Annotated in this window: 18 protein-coding genes; 11 read left to right on the top strand and 7 right to left on the bottom strand. The window is 43.1% G+C overall.

The features are described 5' to 3' along the window. The first annotated feature begins 39 nt into the window (after positions 1-39). Positions 40-2328, top strand: a complete 2289-nt coding sequence (locus tag CRO16_RS05175) for a TonB-dependent receptor (protein WP_097055244.1) — start codon at positions 40-42, stop codon at positions 2326-2328. A 16-nt stretch (positions 2329-2344) separates the two neighbouring features. On the opposite strand, the gene CRO16_RS05170 is transcribed toward CRO16_RS05175, so the two are convergent. Next, positions 2345-3073: a TerB family tellurite resistance protein gene (locus tag CRO16_RS05170; RefSeq protein WP_097055243.1), complete on the bottom strand. Its 729-nt coding sequence runs from the start codon at positions 3071-3073 to the stop codon at positions 2345-2347. Positions 3074-3219: 146 nt separating this feature from the next. Between CRO16_RS05170 and CRO16_RS05165 the strand changes: the two genes are divergently transcribed. The 3 genes from CRO16_RS05165 (at position 3220) to CRO16_RS05155 (ending at position 5198) form a co-directional block, all read left to right on the top strand. Further along, the gene (locus CRO16_RS05165; protein WP_097055242.1) at positions 3220-3630 is read left to right on the top strand and encodes a BrxA/BrxB family bacilliredoxin; all 411 of its coding nucleotides are present in this window, start codon (positions 3220-3222) and stop codon (positions 3628-3630) included. Between the two features lie 157 nt (positions 3631-3787). Then, positions 3788-4528: a lysophospholipid acyltransferase family protein gene (locus tag CRO16_RS05160; RefSeq protein WP_097055241.1), complete on the top strand. Its 741-nt coding sequence runs from the start codon at positions 3788-3790 to the stop codon at positions 4526-4528. A 1-nt stretch (position 4529) separates the two neighbouring features. Beyond that, complete coding sequence (locus tag CRO16_RS05155) at positions 4530-5198, top strand: HD domain-containing protein (protein WP_097055240.1); 669 nt, start codon at positions 4530-4532, stop codon at positions 5196-5198. On the opposite strand, the gene CRO16_RS05150 is transcribed toward CRO16_RS05155, so the two are convergent. From CRO16_RS05150 to CRO16_RS05125, 6 genes are all read right to left on the bottom strand, one after another. Continuing rightward, positions 5195-6268: a PA0069 family radical SAM protein gene (locus CRO16_RS05150; RefSeq protein ID WP_097055239.1), complete on the bottom strand. Its 1074-nt coding sequence runs from the start codon at positions 6266-6268 to the stop codon at positions 5195-5197. The genes CRO16_RS05155 and CRO16_RS05150 overlap by 4 nt on opposite strands. Before the next feature lie 51 nt (positions 6269-6319). Beyond that, positions 6320-7102 (bottom strand): enoyl-CoA hydratase/isomerase family protein, encoded by a 783-nt coding sequence (locus CRO16_RS05145; protein ID WP_097055238.1) that lies wholly within the window; start codon positions 7100-7102, stop codon positions 6320-6322. 5 nt (positions 7103-7107) lie between these two features. Beyond that, positions 7108-8517 (bottom strand): sensor histidine kinase, encoded by a 1410-nt coding sequence (locus CRO16_RS05140; RefSeq protein ID WP_097055237.1) that lies wholly within the window; start codon positions 8515-8517, stop codon positions 7108-7110. An 86-nt stretch (positions 8518-8603) separates the two neighbouring features. Beyond that, the gene (locus tag CRO16_RS05135) at positions 8604-9152 is read right to left on the bottom strand and encodes a CopD family protein (RefSeq protein ID WP_097055236.1); all 549 of its coding nucleotides are present in this window, start codon (positions 9150-9152) and stop codon (positions 8604-8606) included. A 20-nt stretch (positions 9153-9172) separates the two neighbouring features. After that, a complete protein-coding gene (hemH, locus tag CRO16_RS05130) occupies positions 9173-10204 on the bottom strand; it encodes a ferrochelatase (protein ID WP_097055235.1) in 1032 nt (343 codons plus the stop codon). 93 nt (positions 10205-10297) lie between these two features. Then, entirely contained in the window at positions 10298-11188 is an 891-nt protein-coding gene (locus CRO16_RS05125; RefSeq protein ID WP_097055794.1) for an AraC family transcriptional regulator, read from the bottom strand. Positions 11189-11409: 221 nt separating this feature from the next. Here CRO16_RS05125 and hemA point away from each other — a divergent pair, with 221 nt between their 5' ends. From hemA to hemF, 7 genes are all read left to right on the top strand, one after another. Next, positions 11410-12669: a glutamyl-tRNA reductase gene (gene hemA / locus CRO16_RS05120; RefSeq protein WP_097055793.1), complete on the top strand. Its 1260-nt coding sequence runs from the start codon at positions 11410-11412 to the stop codon at positions 12667-12669. Further along, positions 12666-13589 (top strand): hydroxymethylbilane synthase, encoded by a 924-nt coding sequence (gene hemC, locus CRO16_RS05115; protein WP_097055234.1) that lies wholly within the window; start codon positions 12666-12668, stop codon positions 13587-13589. Before hemA ends, hemC begins: the two co-directional genes overlap by 4 nt. Before the next feature lie 43 nt (positions 13590-13632). After that, positions 13633-14340 (top strand): uroporphyrinogen-III synthase, encoded by a 708-nt coding sequence (locus CRO16_RS05110; protein WP_097055233.1) that lies wholly within the window; start codon positions 13633-13635, stop codon positions 14338-14340. A gap of 112 nt (positions 14341-14452) precedes the next feature. After that, on the top strand, positions 14453-15004 hold the full coding sequence (locus tag CRO16_RS05105; RefSeq protein ID WP_097055792.1) for a hypothetical protein: 552 nt from the start codon (positions 14453-14455) through the stop codon (positions 15002-15004). Positions 15005-15013: 9 nt separating this feature from the next. Further along, positions 15014-16042 carry a uroporphyrinogen decarboxylase gene (gene hemE / locus CRO16_RS05100; RefSeq protein WP_097055232.1) on the top strand — a complete coding sequence of 343 codons (1029 nt, stop codon included), beginning with the start codon at positions 15014-15016 and terminating at the stop codon, positions 16040-16042. A 2-nt stretch (positions 16043-16044) separates the two neighbouring features. Next, positions 16045-16536: a DUF6973 domain-containing protein gene (locus CRO16_RS05095; protein ID WP_143544425.1), complete on the top strand. Its 492-nt coding sequence runs from the start codon at positions 16045-16047 to the stop codon at positions 16534-16536. Beyond that, positions 16533-17435 carry an oxygen-dependent coproporphyrinogen oxidase gene (hemF, locus tag CRO16_RS05090; RefSeq protein ID WP_097055230.1) on the top strand — a complete coding sequence of 301 codons (903 nt, stop codon included), beginning with the start codon at positions 16533-16535 and terminating at the stop codon, positions 17433-17435. Before CRO16_RS05095 ends, hemF begins: the two co-directional genes overlap by 4 nt. The last annotated feature ends 87 nt before the right edge of the window (positions 17436-17522 follow it).

Below are 17522 nucleotides of genomic sequence, written 5' to 3'. Positions count from 1 at the left end.
GCCTAAAAATCAATTATACCTTTGTGAAAAATAATAAATTTGAGAACGCTGCTATTCATCCTTGGATTACTCATTTCTATCACCGCTCACACCCAGACGGCTACAATTTCCGGAAGAGTGTTAGCTAACGGGGAGCCGGTACCGCTGGTTAGTATTTATCTTGAAGGAACAACAACAGGAACAACAACAGACGAGAAAGGATCTTTTTCTTTTGAAGCTCCCTTTGGTCATTACGAGCTCATACTTCAGGCCATGGGCTATAAAACCTTGAAAAAACACCTGGATGTATTGAACCCTGAGGATCAAATTATCAACTTCAGCCTAAAAGAAGATATCTCCGGGCTTGACCAGGTGGTGATTTCTGCAAGTCGAACCGGACAGTTGAGGCACACAGCTCCTGTCATAGTCTCGGTCACATCTGCCAAAGAATTTAATGCTACCCAATCCATAAGCCTAAGTGAGGGGCTCAATTTCCAGCCGGGTTTGAGAATGGAAACCAACTGCCAGAACTGCGGTTTTTCCCAGGTGCGTATAAATGGCCTTGACGGGGCCTATTCCCAAATTCTTATTGACAGCCGGCCGGTTTTCAGTGCTTTAAACGGGGTATACGGCCTGGACCAAATCCCGGCAAACTCTATTGAACGAATTGAAGTAGTACGCGGTGGCGGCTCTGCTTTGTACGGTTCTAATGCCATTGCAGGCACAATAAACATTATCACCAAAGTCCCGACTGAAGATTATTTTGAAATAGGAAGCAACCTCGCCGCCATAAATAGCGAATCCTGGGATAAGGCGGTTACCGTAAATGGTACGGTTTTAAGCGATAGCTACAATGCCGGTCTCAATATCTATGGAATGTTCAGAGACCGCACTCCGTACGACCATAATGGAGATGGCTTCACAGAACTTACACAGGTTGAAAATAAAACCTTAGGATTTAAGTCATTTTACAAACCCAATGATCTCAGTGAGCTGAGTCTCGATTTCCATACGATCCACGAATTCCGCCGTGGGGGAAATAACCTGGATTTAAAGCCCTTCGAAGCCGACATTACCGAGCAGATCGAAAGTGATGTAATAGGCGGCGGACTAACTTACGAGGTCTTCTCAAAAAATGGCAATCTCAGATATTCCCTATACACCACGGCTCAACTCTCCCGAAATGAGAATTTCTATGGTGGAAAAGGCGAAACCCTTGATGAGAGCTTAAAAGGCTACGGTAATTCCCTGGACAACACATACCTTTTGGGCAGTCAATTCTCCTTTGATCAGGAAAATTTTCTTGGGTCCACAGCTATATTTACAGTAGGAAGTGAATACAAGAACAATCTTATGAGAGATCGCAAGCCGGGGTATAATGCACAAATCGACCAGAATCTAAACATTTTTGGAATCTATGTGCAGCAGGAATGGCAAGCCACCGAAAAATTGAAAGTCCTTGGTGGCTTAAGAGCAGACATTCACAACGCGGCAGAAGAAAATGTCATTTTCAATCCGCGATTAAATCTCCTGTTTGGTGCAAGTGAACAGCTGCAGTTTCGTACCAGTTACGCAAAAGGCTTCAGGGCACCACAGGTCTTTACAGAAGACATCCACGCCAGGATTGCTGCGGGAGAAGTGAGCCTGGTGCAATTTTCTGATGATCTTTCTTCAGAAACTTCCCATAGCTTTCTGGCTTCTGCAGAGTGGAGCAAAACCACGTTGGATGAAGACTACAGACTTACTTTTGAGACCTTCTACACCAGACTTCAGAACCCTTTCATCCTGGAAAGAATTTCTGAAACTGTCTTTGAGAAAAGGAATGGTGAAGGTGCCGATGTCTACGGGATCAATCTAGACGCGGTGTTTGCTCCCAATCCCGATTGGATCTTGCAGTTGGGAGGGACATTGCAGAGAGCGCAATACGATTCCCCTGTACAATTCAGTGATGATCCTGAAGTATCACTTCAAAATGCCGAAAATTTCTTTAAATCCCCTAACATCTACGGAAATTTTATCCTCACCTATGCTCCGGTAAAGAATTGGCAGAACAACCTTTCAGGCGTTTATACCGGAAGCATGTACGTCCCTCACCTGGCAGGTTATATTGACCAGGACCGACTTGAAAAGACCACCGATTTTATGGAGATAAATTTTAAGTCCGCCTACATCTTTGGATTATCTCAAGGTTTCCAGCTGGAATTGAACCTGGGAGTTCAGAATATCTTTAACCAATATCAACAGGATTTCGACCGGGGAGTTGACCGTGATGCTAATTATGTCTACGGCCCATCAAGACCAAGAACAGCTTTTATTGGTCTGAAATTCGGAAATAAATTGCTGCAGTAAAAAGCTTTCCCGAAACCTAGAAACCTCGCTCCTTCTGAATTTTCTCGTAGGCTTCCTGCACCCTTCTGAATTTCTCTTCCGCCCCTTTTCTATAGGCCTCATCCATATGATGAAGTTTGTCCGGATGATATTTTTTAGCCATCTCACGATAGGCTTTCTTTACCTCGGCATCGGTAGCCGATTTATCGATCTCAAGGATCTTATAGGCATCATCTGTAGTTTTAAAGAACATGGCATGGAGGCTTTCAAAATCCTTCACTCCAATTCGAAGATACCCTGCAATAGAACGAATTTTTCTCGCCTCGGCCTCACTCACCCGCCCATCGGCATTCGCAATGCTAAACAGGAAGTGAACGATTTGAAGCCGGGCCGCATATTGGGTGCGGGCAGCCAGAAATTGAGCTATTCTTGCCTCCTCAAGCTCCCTACTCTTCACCACCTCATTAAAGGTGCGAAAAACAGCATTTGCACGTTCCTTCCCATAGGCCTGTACAAAGTAGTTGCGCACATAATCCATTTCCTGCTGGCTCACCCTGCCATCGGCTTTAATAACAATGGCCGAAAGGGTCAACAGGTGAAGTTCAAAATCTCCCGGGGTCACTTGCTGTTCCTGCGTAAAAACACGAAATCCGCCCCCTCCTGACCTGGTGAGCATATCGATGAGACTTCCTATAATAAATCCGAGTATTGCGCCCCGGTATCCATAAAACATTAAACCGACAAAGGCGGCAAACCATTTGATCATTCCAGAATTTTTTGCGGTGCAAAGATAGTATTTATGCTTCAGTAAAACTCCGCTTCAACAGAACCAGGGTTTATATGCCTAAAATTTATGCACTTGTAATTATTTGGTATCTTTGCACTTTAGTTCTAATTACAAAATTTAAATATATGTATCCACCGGAATTAGTTAAGCCTATGCGTGAGGACCTTACCAGCATTGGTTTTGAAGAATTACATACAGAAGAGCAGGTTGATGAGGCAATTGCCAGAAAAGGTACTACCCTGGTAGTGGTGAATTCTGTTTGCGGATGTGCCGCGGCTAACGCAAGGCCGGCAGCCAGAATGTCTTTACAAAACAGCAAAAGACCTGATCACCTGGTGACTGTTTTTGCAGGGGTAGATCGTGAAGCAACAGATAAAGCCCGCGATTATATGGTGCCATTCCCTCCTTCTTCGCCATCAATGGCTTTGTTTAGAGATGGTGAGCTGGTTCACATGCTTGAAAGACACCACATCGAAGGACGTCCGGCCGAAATTATTGCCGATAATCTTACTGAAGCCTTCAACGAATTCTGCTAAAAAGCAGAGAGAAGTTTTTAAAGCCTGTCAAGAATTAAATTTTTGACAGGCTTTTCTTTTAAAAAAACCTGGTAAATCTGAAAACCTCCAGGCTTAATTCAATTTTTGCACAGCAGGATAAAATTGCAGAAATTGCGGCTTCTGTAAGGAAGTGCAAATGAAAACTTTTAAAAAGATCCTTTCCTACCCGCTTTCGGTAGTTTTTTACATTTTTTTCTTCATCAACCTCTTGGTTTTCCACCCCATACAGTGGATTTGCCTAAAGCTTGGCGGCTATGAGGCTCATAAAAAAAGTGTTGATATCTTTAATTTTTTCCTGCTGCGCTGCCTTAACCTATTGGGTACGCGATATAGCATAGAAAATCCATACCAGCTGCCAATTGATAAGTCCTGCATTTTTGTAGCTAACCACCAGGGTATGTATGACATCCCTCCCATCATTTGGCATTTTAGGGAACACCACCCGAAGTTTGTCAGTAAAAAGGAATTGGGTAAAGGCATTCCCAGCATCTCCTTCAATTTAAGGCACGGGGGAAATCTCCTTATAGACCGCAAAAATGGCAGGGAAGCGTTGGTGAAGATGAGCAAGTTTGCAGATTACCTCAACCAGAATAAAAGGTCTGCCGTTATTTTTCCTGAAGGCACCCGCAGCCGTACCGGTGCACCTAAAAAGTTTGCCGTACAAGGTTTACAGCTTTTGATCAAAAAAATGCCCGAAGCCGTTATAGTTCCCATTACCATCAACAACAGCTGGAAGCTCTTTCGCTACGGAAGCTTTCCAATGGGAATAGGAGTACATTTAAGGTTGAAGGTCCACGAACCCTTTTCTGCAAATTCAGATGATCCTGAAGCCCTGGTAGCTAAAGTAGAACGAAGTATTACTGCCGATATCATCTAGTATGGATAAAGAACAGATCATTGCCGAAACCACAGAATTCGTGCAGCAAAAGCTTAAAGATGCAGAAGGAGGCCATGACTGGTTTCATATTCAGAGAGTACTTAAGAACGCCAGGGAGATTGCGGCAGGTGAAGATGTCAACCTGTTCGTTGTAGAACTGGGAGCCCTGCTTCATGACATTGCCGACTATAAATTCCATAATGGAGATGAGTCAGTAGGCCCTAAGATCGCACGGGATTTTCTGGAAAGAAAAAAAGTGCCCGAAACGATAATCCAACATGTGGAGAACATTATCAAGTGGGTCTCCTTTAAAGGTGGAAATGAACAGCAGACTTTCAATTCACCCGAACTTCAGGTGGTGCAGGATGCAGACCGGCTGGATGCGCTGGGTGCAATAGGGATTGCCCGTACCTTCAATTATGGCGGATTTAAAAACAGGCCTCTCTTTGATCCTGATATCAAACCCAACCTCAACATGAGCAAAGAGGAATACAAGAAATCTACCGCTCCAACTATCAATCACTTCTACGAAAAACTACTTTTGCTAAAGGACCGGATGAACACCAACACCGGGAAAAAACTGGCTGCAGAAAGACATGATTTTATGGAGCATTTTCTAAAGGAGTTCTATGAAGAATGGGGAATAACCTCTCAAAAATGGGATTTTTAGAATAGCTTCATTTGCCCGTCCTTATACTGCTGATGTAGATCGCAATTGAGTTTAGGGCGCTCTTTATCTTTTAAATATAATTTTCTTGCCAGGGCAAATTGCTGGGCGACCTGGTCCGCAATATTTCCTTCGCCTTTCATTCGGGTGCCAAAGCGGCTGTCATTAAGATTTCCTTTGTGACATTCGGCGATCTGGTGAAGGACCTTTTCTGCGCGGTCCGGCATGGCTTTCCTTATCCAGGCAGAAAAGACTTCGCCTATAGCGCCATTCAGCCTAACTACGGTATATCCAACTCCGCAGGCACCTCTTTCGGCAATCTCCTTCACCAGGGGCAGGATCTCATGGCTGTTGATGGAAGGTATAATTGGTGCCATCATTACACTCACAGGAATCCCCCTGGAATGCAACACTTCAATGGTCTGCAGACGTTTTTTGATGCTCGCAGTGCGGGGTTCCAGCAGCTGCCTGGTCTTTTCATCCAGGGAAGTAATAGACAGATTTACCCGCACCAGGTTATCCTTTGCAAGTTCTTCCAGGATATCCACATCCCGCTGAACCAGGGCATTTTTGGTAATGATCCCCACAGGATGTTTATACTTAAGGAACACCTGCAGCAACTTTCGGGTGATCTCCAGCCTGCGTTCTACCGGTTGATAGCAATCTGTATTTCCGGAAAGCACGATAGGTGCAGCTTTCCAGCTCTTGCTACGGAGTTTTTGCTCAAGCAGCTCGACTGCATTTCGTTTTACAAGGATCTTTTGTTCAAAATCCAGCCCTGCACCATAGCCCCAGTATTCATGTGAATTCCTTGCGTAGCAGTAAACACAGCCGTGTTCACAGCCCTGGTATGGGTTGAGAGAAAACTCCAGCCCCACATCGGGGCTGGTGACTTTATTCACGATGGTTTTTGGAAAGGTGTCAATAAAAGCCGTTTTTGAAGAGATAGCCTCTTCCCCTTCTACTGCACAAAAATTCAGGAAATCATCCCGCATCTCATAGGCTAGGGTGTCAAACCTGTTCTTGACCTGATGCTGTGCTCCCCTGCCTTTGATGTACCCGCTCCTCTCCATAAGGAGCAAAAATAGGAAAAATTCCTTATAATAGGAAAATTTCCATAAGGACTATTTTCCCGGAAAGTTCGCTTTGCGTTTATTTAGAAATGCTGAAGTTCCTTCTTTAAAATCTTCTGTACCAAAAGCTTTTCCAAATTCTTCGACCTCAACTTCAAAACCGTTTACAGTATTATCGTAGGAGGCATTTACCGCTTTTATAGCTGCGGCAACGGCTACCATGGAATTGTTGAGGATCTTACCGGCAATTTTTTCGGCAAGCGGAATAAGTTCTTCAGGAGAAGTGACGTGGTTTACGAGATGGTATTCCAATGCTTGTTTGGCATCGATCATTCCCGCTGTCATGATCATTTCCATAGCTCTTCCCTTACCCACTAACTGAGGTAGCCTTTGAGTTCCGCCGTAACCGGGAATAACTCCCAGGGAGACTTCTGGTAATCCCATTTTTGCATTATCACTGGCGATCCTAAAGTGTGCTGCCATGGCAAGTTCTAATCCGCCACCAAGGGCAAATCCATTTACAGCCGCTATAACGGGTTTGGGAAAATTAGCCACGAGATCAAAAAGCTTTGCCTGACCTTCGGCTGCAAGCTGCTGGCCTTCTTCCACAGAAAAATTTGCGAACTCACTAATATCGGCTCCTGCCACAAAGGCTTTTTCACCGCTTCCGGTAAGGATGATCACTTTTATATCCTCTATTTCTTCCGCAGCAGAAAAAGCATCATTAAGCTCAGAAATGGTGGCTTTATTTAACGCATTAAGCTTGGTGGGCCTGTTAATAGTGATATAAGCAATGTTTCCGCTTTGTTCGAAAAGTATATTATTGAAATCCATATTATTTATTTTGGAAAATGAACTTTAAAGATAGTGCCTTTATTTAATTTCGATGTGAATTCGATACTCCCGCCGCAACTCTCCATAAGATTTTTGACCATAGCCAGGCCAAGTCCCATCCCGCTGGATTTGGTGGTAAACTTGGGTTCAAAGATCATGCTTTTGTTCTCTTCGGTTATACCCACTCCATTATCTGAAACAATTAAGCATGCATGCCCTTCCTCTTCGGTCACCGTGACCAGGATAGCGGGATGCTCTTTTTGATCCACCGCCTGTACAGCATTCTTCACCAGATTTGTCACTACCCTGATTAATTGGGTGCGGTCAAATTTGGCAATGATCTCCTCCTTTTCAGTAGAGAACATGATGTAATCTTCATTAAAAATATCGAGCGCCAGTTTTACTATTTTCGGGACATTTAGCCTTTCATTCTGTTGCGCCGGCATCTTTGCAAAATTGGAAAAAGCAGAAGCAATGGAACTCATAGTATCTATCTGTGTGATGAGCGTGTCGCTGAATTCGTCCACCTTTTGCCGCATCTGCGGATCATTGGGGTCAAATTTCCTCTGGAAATTCTGCACACTCAGCCTCATTGGCGTCAACGGGTTCTTGATCTCGTGAGCAACCTGCTTTGCCATCTCCCTCCAGGCCTGCTCCCGCTCGCTTGTTGCCAGTTTTACCGCACTTTCTTCCAGCTCGTCTATCATGGAATTGTATGCCGTAACCAGGGTGAAGATCTCTTCACTTACGTTCCCCACCTCGATCTTCTGGTTCTTTTTATCCAGCCGCGTCTGGTGGATCTTTTCTGAAATAGTCTTAAGGCTTCGGGTGATGTATTTGGAGAGAAAATAGGCAAGCAGAATAGCTAAAACTAACATGAAAAGATAAACCTCGGTAAGCCGGATTAGAAAATTCTGCAGGTCGCGGGTGATGAAATAATCATCTTCCAGGTATGGTAAATTAAGGACCGCCAGTGGCCGAAATTTATTGTCGGTTATATAGGTATAGGAAGACTGGAATCTTTTGTCATTTTTGACCGTTTGCCTCAATACCCTTTTTCGGGAAGAAGACGCCAATTCAGTCAAAATTTCCTTATCTAGCTGAAGATCTGTAGTGTCCGGAAAAAAGGACTGGTTCGATTTTAAAATCATATCCCCACCCAGGCTGTAAATATTGATAGGCATATTATGTACCTGCGAGATCTCGTGGATTTTATCATCCTGTTTGAGAATGAGATAAACATTTTCTTCACTTACCTCATAGGTGGTGCTCTCCATCACAAATTTGATGTGCTCCCTAATAGCTTCTTCCTTTCTCTCCAGGCGCTCCCGGTGATAATCCTGGGCTTCCTTCTTGTACTGCAGAATAGTAATGCCGCCAATCAGGATCGAAGCCAGCAATACCAATGCTATCATAGAAAGGAAAAGCCGGGTTCTTAAGGAGAATTTCAAAAGTTATTTAATTTTATCTGTCTAAAATAGGCAACAATTATCAAACCAGTCTACAAATTGGGATTTTTGGACCTAAGGCGCTTGTAGATCTTGATCCCCAACATAAGCATTGCGGCCAGTAAAAAAATCCCTATCACTCCATAGATCCAGTTTAAGGCATCCTTAAGTATAACCAGGAAGACCACGGCAAAAAGAATGAGCGTAGCCACCTCATTCCACAGCCGCATTTGATTGGAGGTCCAGGTGATCTTGTCATGCTGCATCTGCTTGAAAATATGATGACATTTAAAGTGGTAGGCGAAGAGCAGGACCACAAAAGCCAGTTTTACATGCATCCACGGCATTTGCAGCCACCCCGGCACCAGGATCAAAAGCCAAACCGCGAATAATGTGGCTAGGACTGCGGAAGGCCAGGTGATGATATACCACAATCTTTTGGTCATCAATTTTAACTGGGTGGTTAAAATGCTGTTTTCGGGCTCCGGTTTTTCTGAAGCCTCTATATGATAGATAAACAACCTCGGAATGTAGAACAGGCCGGCAAACCAGGTGATCACAAAAATGAGATGTAAGGCTTTGATGTAATTGTAGTAGTCCAATTATGCTGAAGTTTTATTATTTACACCGTTACTTCCTGTTTCGCCCATTCATCAATCCAACGGGAAAGCACTCTCACCCAATCATCGCGATCATTTAAACAAGGTACAACAGTAAATTTTTCACCTCCCACTTCTTCGAAGATCTCTTTTCCCTCCATGGCGATCTCTTCCAGGGTTTCTAAACAGTCTGAAACGAAAGCCGGGGTAACGATGGCCAGATTTTTTACACCTTCCAGACCTTTGCGTTCTATGGTACGATCGGTATAGGGCTGTAACCACGGATCAAAACCTAATCTGGATTGAAACGAGACCGAATATTTGCCTTTTTCGAGCCCCAGATATTCGGCCACCAGCCTGGTGGTTTCATAGCATTGGTGCCTGTAGCAAAATTGATGTGCGGCCGATGGTGTCTGGCAGCAACTGCCGTCGATCTTACAATGACTTTTGGTAATATCACTTTTCCTGATGTGCCTTTTCGGCACCCCATGATAGGAAAACAAAAGGTGGTCAAATTCCACTCCTTTCAGAGATTCTGAAATGCTGGTCCCGAGTACCCTAATATAATCGGCATGATTATAAAATGCAGGAACCGATGTGAACTGCATCTGCGGATAATGCTTTTTCCGAAGCTCTTCTGCCAATACCAGGATAGTTTCAGTAGTCGCCATTGCAAACTGTGGATAAAGAGGAAAAATAAGTACCTCATCCACTCCTTTCTCATGTAATTCCTGAAGTCCGCTTTTGATGGAAGGTTTTCCGTAGCGCATAGCCAGAGCGATGGGAACAGAAGTGAGCTCACTTACCTTAGCCTGCAGCCTTTCCGAAAGCACGATCAAAGGTGAACCTTCCTCCCACCAGATCCTTTCATAGGCCTCTGCCGACTTTTTAGGTCTGGTATTTAAAATGATTCCCCGCACCAATAACGTCCGGGCCCAGTAAGGCACGTCGATCACCCGTTCATCCATGAGGAATTCATCCAGGTATTTCTTTACATCCTTAGGATCTGTGCTATCGGGGGAACCCAGATTAACAAGTAAAACTCCTTTGCTCATTTGTTGAATTTGGGATCAAAAATACGATTTAAAATTCCTGCGGAAAATTCTTTGAAGATCAAGATCTGATAGTTCCATTGAAGAAGGTTATTTCTATGTTTCCGAAGAAAGCGACATGAGATATTTCTTTGGGGTTGTTCCAAACTTTTTCCTGAAGGCAGCAATAAAATGACTTGAAGTGCTGTATCCCACTTTTAGTCCCACTTCATTTACATTATACTCTCCCGAATCAAGGAGCTTTCTTGCATACTCCATTTTATAGTCAAACAGGAAACTAAAAACAGAATCTCCATAGATCTGTTTAAATCCTTCTTTCAATTTTTTCAGGCTTAAGCCAATCTCCCTGGAAAGCTCCTGAAGAGAAGGCGGTTCGGCCATATTGGCGATCACAATATCTTTAGCTTTCCTGATCTTAAGGACATTTTCTTCATCTATAAGAAATGGACATTGCTCTACATCGGGCTCTTTCCCCCTGTTGAAGTACAGGCTAAGCAGCTCATAAGCCTTGGCTTTATAATACAGGTTTCTGATCGTTAAACCTACATTATAATTCTGAACCTGGTTGAGCGCAATGACCATTCCGGGAGAAAGCGGCAGGTCTTTATAATATTGTTTGTCGCGATTCTCCAGGTTCAAAAAACTGATATAACCCGCCTCTTCAGAAAAAAGGGCATGAAATTTTTTAATGGAGATCACGATAGACACTACCCAGCCATTAGGTTCAAGTTCCAGGTCTATAGGTAGGTCACGTTTTGGATTGTACAAAAGCAGGGAATTTTCTTCACTTAGGCTTATTTTATAGCCACCATTGTTGAAGAAGAACCTGTTTTCCCCTTTTCCTGAAAAATGGAATTGAATAAAACTACTGTTGATATTCCGCTGAACTTTTACAGGGGTCTTATTCAAATTCTGAAATTTAAGCAGGTAAAAACCTTCTTCCAGTTTTGTTTTTTCAAAGGTACCTTGAGCGATATTTTCTTCCATAGGAATCTCTTTTGATTTCACAACTTTCAGCAGCTTCTATTTAGACTCACTCTAAACAATTTTGCTGAAACTCCCCTTTTGACGCACAAAAATAGTCTGAAAATATGATAATGATCAGTTTTTGGCGTAAAATCGCCTGCAGCGACAAAAATTATACTTTGAGCGTTACTTTTAACTTTAGTGTTATCTTAAATTTGCCAGTTGAATTCCTAATCAGGTACATGGAAGATTATAATATTTCAAGAGGAAAACATTTTTATACCATTGGGCTGAGTTATAAAAAAGCCGACGCAGAAGTTAGAGGACATTTTAGCCTGGATGATGTTGGTAAACGGAATTTGCTTGAGCAGGCAAAGGCTGAAGGTATCGACGAACTCCTAATAACTTCTACCTGCAACAGAACCGAGATCTATGGTTTTGCGCAACATCCTTTTCAATTGATCAAACTGCTATGCGAACACACGCATGGTACGGTTGAAGAATTTGAGAAGGTTGCCTACGTGTATAAAAACAAAGAGGCTATTTCTCATATGTTTCGGGTGGGGACAGGGCTGGACAGCCAGATCCTTGGAGACTTTGAAATAATCAGCCAATTAAAATCGGCATTTAATCAGTCAAAGGATATAGGAGTCTCAAATCCGTTTTTAGAGAGGCTGGTAAATGCGGTGATCCAAACGAGCAAGCGCATTAAGAATGAAACCGATATCTCTTCCGGGGCTACTTCAGTGAGTTTCGCTTCTGTACAATATATTCTAAAAAATTACGAGAATCCGGCAGACCAAAATATTCTGCTTTTTGGAACCGGTAAAATTGGCCGCAACACCTGTGAAAATCTGGTGAAGCATACCAAGAATCATAAGATCACGCTTATCAACCGTACCAAAGAGAAGGCTGAAAAGATCGCAGGAAAATTTGAACTTACGGTAAAGGATTACGCCGATCTACAGGCCGAAATTCGCCAGGCAGATATTCTTATTGTAGCTACCGGGGCTCAAACCCCAACCATTACCAAAGAACTTATTTACAACAAGAAAGATCTTTTGATCCTTGACCTTTCTATTCCCAAGAATGTTTCAGATGAAGTGCAGGACCTTCCGGGAGTATCGGTAATACACCTGGACCACCTGTCACAAATGACAGATGAGACCCTGGAACGTCGCAAGGCAGCCATTCCGCAGGCAAAGCAGATCATTTCTGAAATGGAAGCCGAATTCAATACCTGGCTTGAAACCCGAAAATTCGCGCCTACCATTAAAGCTTTAAAGAAAAAGCTGAAGGATATGAAAGATGCCGAGGTAGATTTTCAACGCAGAAAGATCGAAAACTTTAATGACAGGCAAGCAGAGATCCTTGGAGACAGGATCATCCAAAAGATCATGAAGCAGTTTGCGAATCACCTTAGAGGGGATTCAAATTCAACCGATGAAAGCCTGGAGCTTATCCAAAAGGTTTTCCAACTGGAAGAACCTGTAAAGAAATGAGCAGGGTAATCCGCATAGGGACCCGGGACAGTGAACTTGCGCTTTGGCAGGCTAATACTGTAAAAAGTGCGCTGGAGAAACTGGGTCATAAAACCGAGCTTGTACCGGTAAAATCTCAGGGAGACCTGGTACTGGATAAACCATTATATGAATTCGGCATTACCGGAATCTTTACTAAGACACTGGATGTTGCCATGCTCACAGATGCTATAGACATCGCTGTGCATTCCATGAAAGACGTTCCTACCGCGCTTCCCAAAGGTATTGTTGAAGCTGCAGTTCTAAAAAGGGCACATACTCAGGATATTTTGATCCATAAAGGCACCAATTTTCTGAATGAAGAAGGAGTTGTGGCGACAGGTAGTCTGCGAAGGCAGGCGCAATGGTTGCACAAATATCCCAATCATGAGATCGTAGATCTAAGAGGAAATGTCAATACCCGGCTCCAAAAACTACAGGACAGCGACTGGAACGGAGCTATTTTCGCGGCTGCCGGACTTGAGCGCATCAACCTGAAACCCGATTCTTATATAGATCTCAAATGGATGATTCCGGCGCCTGCACAGGGTGCGATGCTGGTGGTTGCAAAAGAGGAAGATGATTTTTGCAGAAAGGCACTTGCCGCTTTAAATCATGAACCCTCTCAAATTTGTGTTCATATTGAGCGGGAATTTCTAAGAATCCTTGAGGGAGGATGTACGGCGCCCATTGGAGCATTGGCTACCATTGAAGGTGACAAGATCCACTTTAAAGCTGCTCTGTTCAGTCTGGATGGGCAACAAAGAATAGGCGTGGAAAAGACTATTGCTGTTTCTGAAAATAAAGGCTTCGGAAAAGCCTGTGCGGAAGAGGTCCTGCAATCCGGTGGCGCAGAACTCATGAAGGAGATTAAGCAGCAGGTCAATAATACCAAAGGATAATTCTTCTCCTGCTGAAGTAATTCCTATTTTGAAACTCTACAGTTTGTTAGAAAAAAAAGATCCAGACTCCACTTTTCAACCCTCCAAAGAGAGCCGGGTCACTGTACTTTCGACTAAAAAATTATCAGTAAATCAGAAGGAATTGCTTCTCAACCGGGGAATAGGATTGGTGGAAAGAGATTTTATATCTATACTTCCTTTGTCCTTTGATATTCCGGAAATTCCCCCGAATATCATTTTCACCAGCAAGAATGCAGTAAAAGCAATTTTAGAGCACCCTTCAAAAAAGCAATTACAGCAGAAGAATATCTTTTGTGTTGGAGAAAAGACTGCGGAATTCCTGAGTAAAAATGGTTTTAGAGTTTACTTTTCGGCCAACTACGGTAGTGAGCTGGCTTCAGAAATAATTAAGGATTTGAGAGAAAAAGAGTTTCTTTTTTTCTGCGGCAAGAGAAGGCTTAATGAACTTCCGAAGCGTTTAAAGGATGCGGGAGTAAAGCTCACTGAGATCGAAGTCTACGACACTCAACCTGTCTCAAAAAAAATTGATCGTATCTTTGACGGCGTGCTATTTTTTAGTCCCAGTGCTGTCAAAAGCTACTGTAGCGAGAATGAACTTGCAGAAAGTGTTGCCTTTTGCATTGGCAAAACCACGGCTTCAGAGGCTAAAAAACACACTTCAAATATAATTGTTGCCTCGACACCTTCCATTGAGAACGTGATCGTACAGGTGGTGAAATATTTTAAATGATAATGGACTACCTGACCTGCAAGGTTTCCAAAACCTTGTAGGTCTTCTGATGATTGTACAAAAGAGACCTACAAGGTCAAAAAAAGACCTTGCAGGTCTAGAAAGTAGAAGGATGAAATTAGAAGTTTTAGAAAAAGATAGCTTTTACCACATCTACAATAGAGGGATTAATAAAACGAACATTTTTTCTAATGACGAAAACAAAGTTTATTTTCTGAAGCAATACCATAAATATCTTTCTGAAAAAATTTCAACTTATGCCTACTGTCTTCTTCAGAACCATTTTCACCTGGTGATTCGAATTGATGGAAATCCAAAAGAAGTCACTCAATCTTTTTCAAATTTCTTTAATTCTTACGCCAAAGCTTATAACAAGGCCGACAATAGAACCGGAAGCCTTTTCGAAAAACATTTCAAAAGAATTCAAGTAGACAGTGAAAAGTACCTAAAACAACTGATAATCTACGTAAATTTAAATCCTCAAATTCATTTTGGAGAAGATTTCAGAAACTACTCTTTTTCCTCCTATAAGGAGGTTATGAATGGTTCTAACAAAATTCTGGAAACAGACCAAATTTTAGATCATTTTGGAGGTAAAGAAAATTTTTTGGAGGTGCATGACATCAAAAGAATTTCTTTATCCCAGGAATTAACATTGGAATAAAAAAATATTATGATAAAAAACGACCTCTTTCTTCGAGCTTTAAAAGGTGAAAACGTAGAACGCCCGCCGGTATGGATGATGCGACAGGCAGGACGCTACCTTCCCGATTTTATGAAGCTGAAAGACAAATATGATTTCTTCACCCGTTGCCGTACCCCGGAACTTGCTACTGAAATCACCGTGATGCCCATTCACCAGGTGGGAACAGATGCGGCGATCCTTTTCAGTGACATTCTGGTAGTGCCGCAGGCTATGAATATAGAGGTGGAAATGAAGCCGGGATTAGGACCCTGGCTACCTCATCCTGTAAGATCAACGGGTGATGTGGAAAAAGTAATAGTTCCTGATGTACACGAAACATTGGGGTATGTTATGGAAGCCGTAAAGATGACAAAGAGGGAACTTAATGACGAAGTACCGTTAATAGGTTTTGCAGGTTCTCCCTGGACTATCCTGTGCTATGCAGTGCAGGGACAGGGCTCCAAAAACTTTGATATTGCCAAGAAATTCTGTTTTACAAATCCGCAGGCGGCACATACCCTGCTTCAGAAGATCACCGACACTACCATTGCCTATTTAAAGGCAAAGGTAGAGGCCGGAGTTGACGCAGTGCAGATCTTTGATTCATGGGGTGGCATGCTTTCTCCGGAAGATTATCAGGAATTCTCCTGGAAGTACATTCAGCAGATCATTGACGCGCTTAAAGGAGAAACTCCGGTGATTGCTTTTGGGAAAGGCTGCTGGTTTGCTTTAGATAAAATGGCAGCTTCAGGCGCTTCTGCCCTGGGTGTGGACTGGACTTGTTCGCCACAGATGGCAAGAAAATTAACCGGTGGAAATATCACTTTACAAGGTAATTTTGACCCCAGCAGGTTATATTCTCCGCCGTCAAAGATCAAAGAGATGGTGCATCACATGATCAACGAATTCGGAAAGGATAAGTATGTGGTCAACCTTGGCCATGGAATTTTGCCCGATATTCCTGTTGAAAATGCTATTGCATTCGTGGAAGCGGTGAAAGAGTATAAGGTTTCATAAAAATGACGATATTAAGAAGAATAGCGACTCTCAATTTTAGGGAACTCGTTGTTCTTTGCGTTATTTTTTTAAGGCGGCCTTTTTTCCTTCTCCCCACCTACAAAGCAACCCACCAGGCGGTGGAAATATGTAACCGCCTTTATGGGGAATTGCATCACGAGGACAACAGGACAAATGCCTTTCGTCACGCGCTGTGGAACTATTTGATTTGTAAATACTGTTTAAATATTGCCGGGTCTCAGGAAAAATCGGTGAGTTGGAGCAGGGAAATAACAGATCTTCATGAGCGGCTTTCTCCAAATGAAGCCCTTGCAAGAAGAATGGATCTTCATAACAACAGGATAGGAAGGGAAATCTTTCTTCGGTTTTCAGGAAGTGAAGAGCAGGTAGTGTTGTTCCTGCAGCAAAAAACCAGGGAAGCAATTCAAGTGGTGAGCCTGGAGGAAATAGAAGAAGAAAGAGAAAATTTAGTTTTTATCGAGAAGCTCAAATGAAAGAAAAGTTCTACGCATACATCCAAAACCTGCAGGACAGGATCACCGCCAATCTGGAGGCTATAGATGGAGAGGCTGTTTTCAAGGAAGATCTCTGGGAAAGAGAAGAAGGTGGAGGCGGCCGTACCAGAGTTATTGAAAACGGTGCTGTGTTTGAAAAAGGAGGCGTGAATATTTCGAAAGTTTACGGTCCACTTGCCCCGGCCATGCAACAGCATTTTGGGGTGGGAGATGTGGATTTCTTCGCCTGCGGAATCAGTCTTGTACTGCACCCTAAGAATCCAATGGTCCCTACAGTACACGCCAACTGGAGGTATTTTGAAATGTATGACAAATCAGGAAACACTGTTGATAGTTGGTTTGGTGGCGGACAGGACCTTACTCCGTATTACCTTTTTGAAGAGGACGCACAGCATTTTCACCAAATTTGTAAAGCCGCCTGTGACAGACATGATTCCGGTTTTTACACCGAATTTAAGAGGAAGTGTGATGAGTACTTCTATAATTCCCACAGGGGCGAAGCCCGGGGAATAGGAGGTCTGTTCTTTGATTACCTGAAGCCGTCCGAAGAGAGATCGGCAGAGGCGTGGTATGCTTTTGTCACAGATGTAGGCGATAGCTTTTTAGAAGCATATGTTCCAATTGTGGAAAAAAGAAAGGACCTGCCATACAATGAAGAACAACGAACCTGGCAGGAAATTAGACGCGGCCGTTATGTGGAATTCAATCTTGTCCATGACAAGGGTACCTTGTTTGGACTAAAAACCAATGGTCGCATTGAAAGCATCTTAATGAGTCTTCCCCCGCATGTGCAATGGGTTTACGATCACCATCCGGCACCGGGGAGTGAAGAGGAGAAGTTGGTGCGGGTGTTGGAGAATCCGAGAGAATGGGTGTAAATTAGTGGTCAGTGTTCACTGGTCAGTGTTCAGACTTAATTAAAGACACTAACCTTGAACCTTAAACATTAAATTTTGAACTTTAGA

The sequence above is a fragment of the Salinimicrobium sediminis genome (assembly GCF_900215295.1).
Classification (GTDB): domain Bacteria; phylum Bacteroidota; class Bacteroidia; order Flavobacteriales; family Flavobacteriaceae; genus Salinimicrobium; species Salinimicrobium sediminis.
This window is presented reverse-complemented; position numbering and strand designations above follow the sequence as displayed.

What these genes read in the sequence shown, in the direction of transcription:
- hemH (WP_097055235.1), bottom strand. Translation starts at nt 10,204, where the DNA reads ATGAGCAAAGGAGTTTTACTTGTTAATCTGGGTTCCCCCGATAGCACA.
- hemE (WP_097055232.1), top strand. Translation starts at nt 15,014, where the DNA reads ATGATAAAAAACGACCTCTTTCTTCGAGCTTTAAAAGGTGAAAACGTA.
- CRO16_RS05170 (WP_097055243.1), bottom strand. Translation starts at nt 3,073, where the DNA reads ATGATCAAATGGTTTGCCGCCTTTGTCGGTTTAATGTTTTATGGATAC.
- CRO16_RS05160 (WP_097055241.1), top strand. Translation starts at nt 3,788, where the DNA reads ATGAAAACTTTTAAAAAGATCCTTTCCTACCCGCTTTCGGTAGTTTTT.
- hemF (WP_097055230.1), top strand. Translation starts at nt 16,533, where the DNA reads ATGAAAGAAAAGTTCTACGCATACATCCAAAACCTGCAGGACAGGATC.
- CRO16_RS05105 (WP_097055792.1), top strand. Translation starts at nt 14,453, where the DNA reads ATGAAATTAGAAGTTTTAGAAAAAGATAGCTTTTACCACATCTACAAT.
- CRO16_RS05155 (WP_097055240.1), top strand. Translation starts at nt 4,530, where the DNA reads ATGGATAAAGAACAGATCATTGCCGAAACCACAGAATTCGTGCAGCAA.
- CRO16_RS05095 (WP_143544425.1), top strand. Translation starts at nt 16,045, where the DNA reads ATGACGATATTAAGAAGAATAGCGACTCTCAATTTTAGGGAACTCGTT.
- CRO16_RS05125 (WP_097055794.1), bottom strand. Translation starts at nt 11,188, where the DNA reads ATGGAAGAAAATATCGCTCAAGGTACCTTTGAAAAAACAAAACTGGAA.
- CRO16_RS05150 (WP_097055239.1), bottom strand. Translation starts at nt 6,268, where the DNA reads ATGGAGAGGAGCGGGTACATCAAAGGCAGGGGAGCACAGCATCAGGTC.
- CRO16_RS05165 (WP_097055242.1), top strand. Translation starts at nt 3,220, where the DNA reads ATGTATCCACCGGAATTAGTTAAGCCTATGCGTGAGGACCTTACCAGC.
- CRO16_RS05145 (WP_097055238.1), bottom strand. Translation starts at nt 7,102, where the DNA reads ATGGATTTCAATAATATACTTTTCGAACAAAGCGGAAACATTGCTTAT.
- CRO16_RS05140 (WP_097055237.1), bottom strand. Translation starts at nt 8,517, where the DNA reads ATGATAGCATTGGTATTGCTGGCTTCGATCCTGATTGGCGGCATTACT.
- hemA (WP_097055793.1), top strand. Translation starts at nt 11,410, where the DNA reads ATGGAAGATTATAATATTTCAAGAGGAAAACATTTTTATACCATTGGG.
- hemC (WP_097055234.1), top strand. Translation starts at nt 12,666, where the DNA reads ATGAGCAGGGTAATCCGCATAGGGACCCGGGACAGTGAACTTGCGCTT.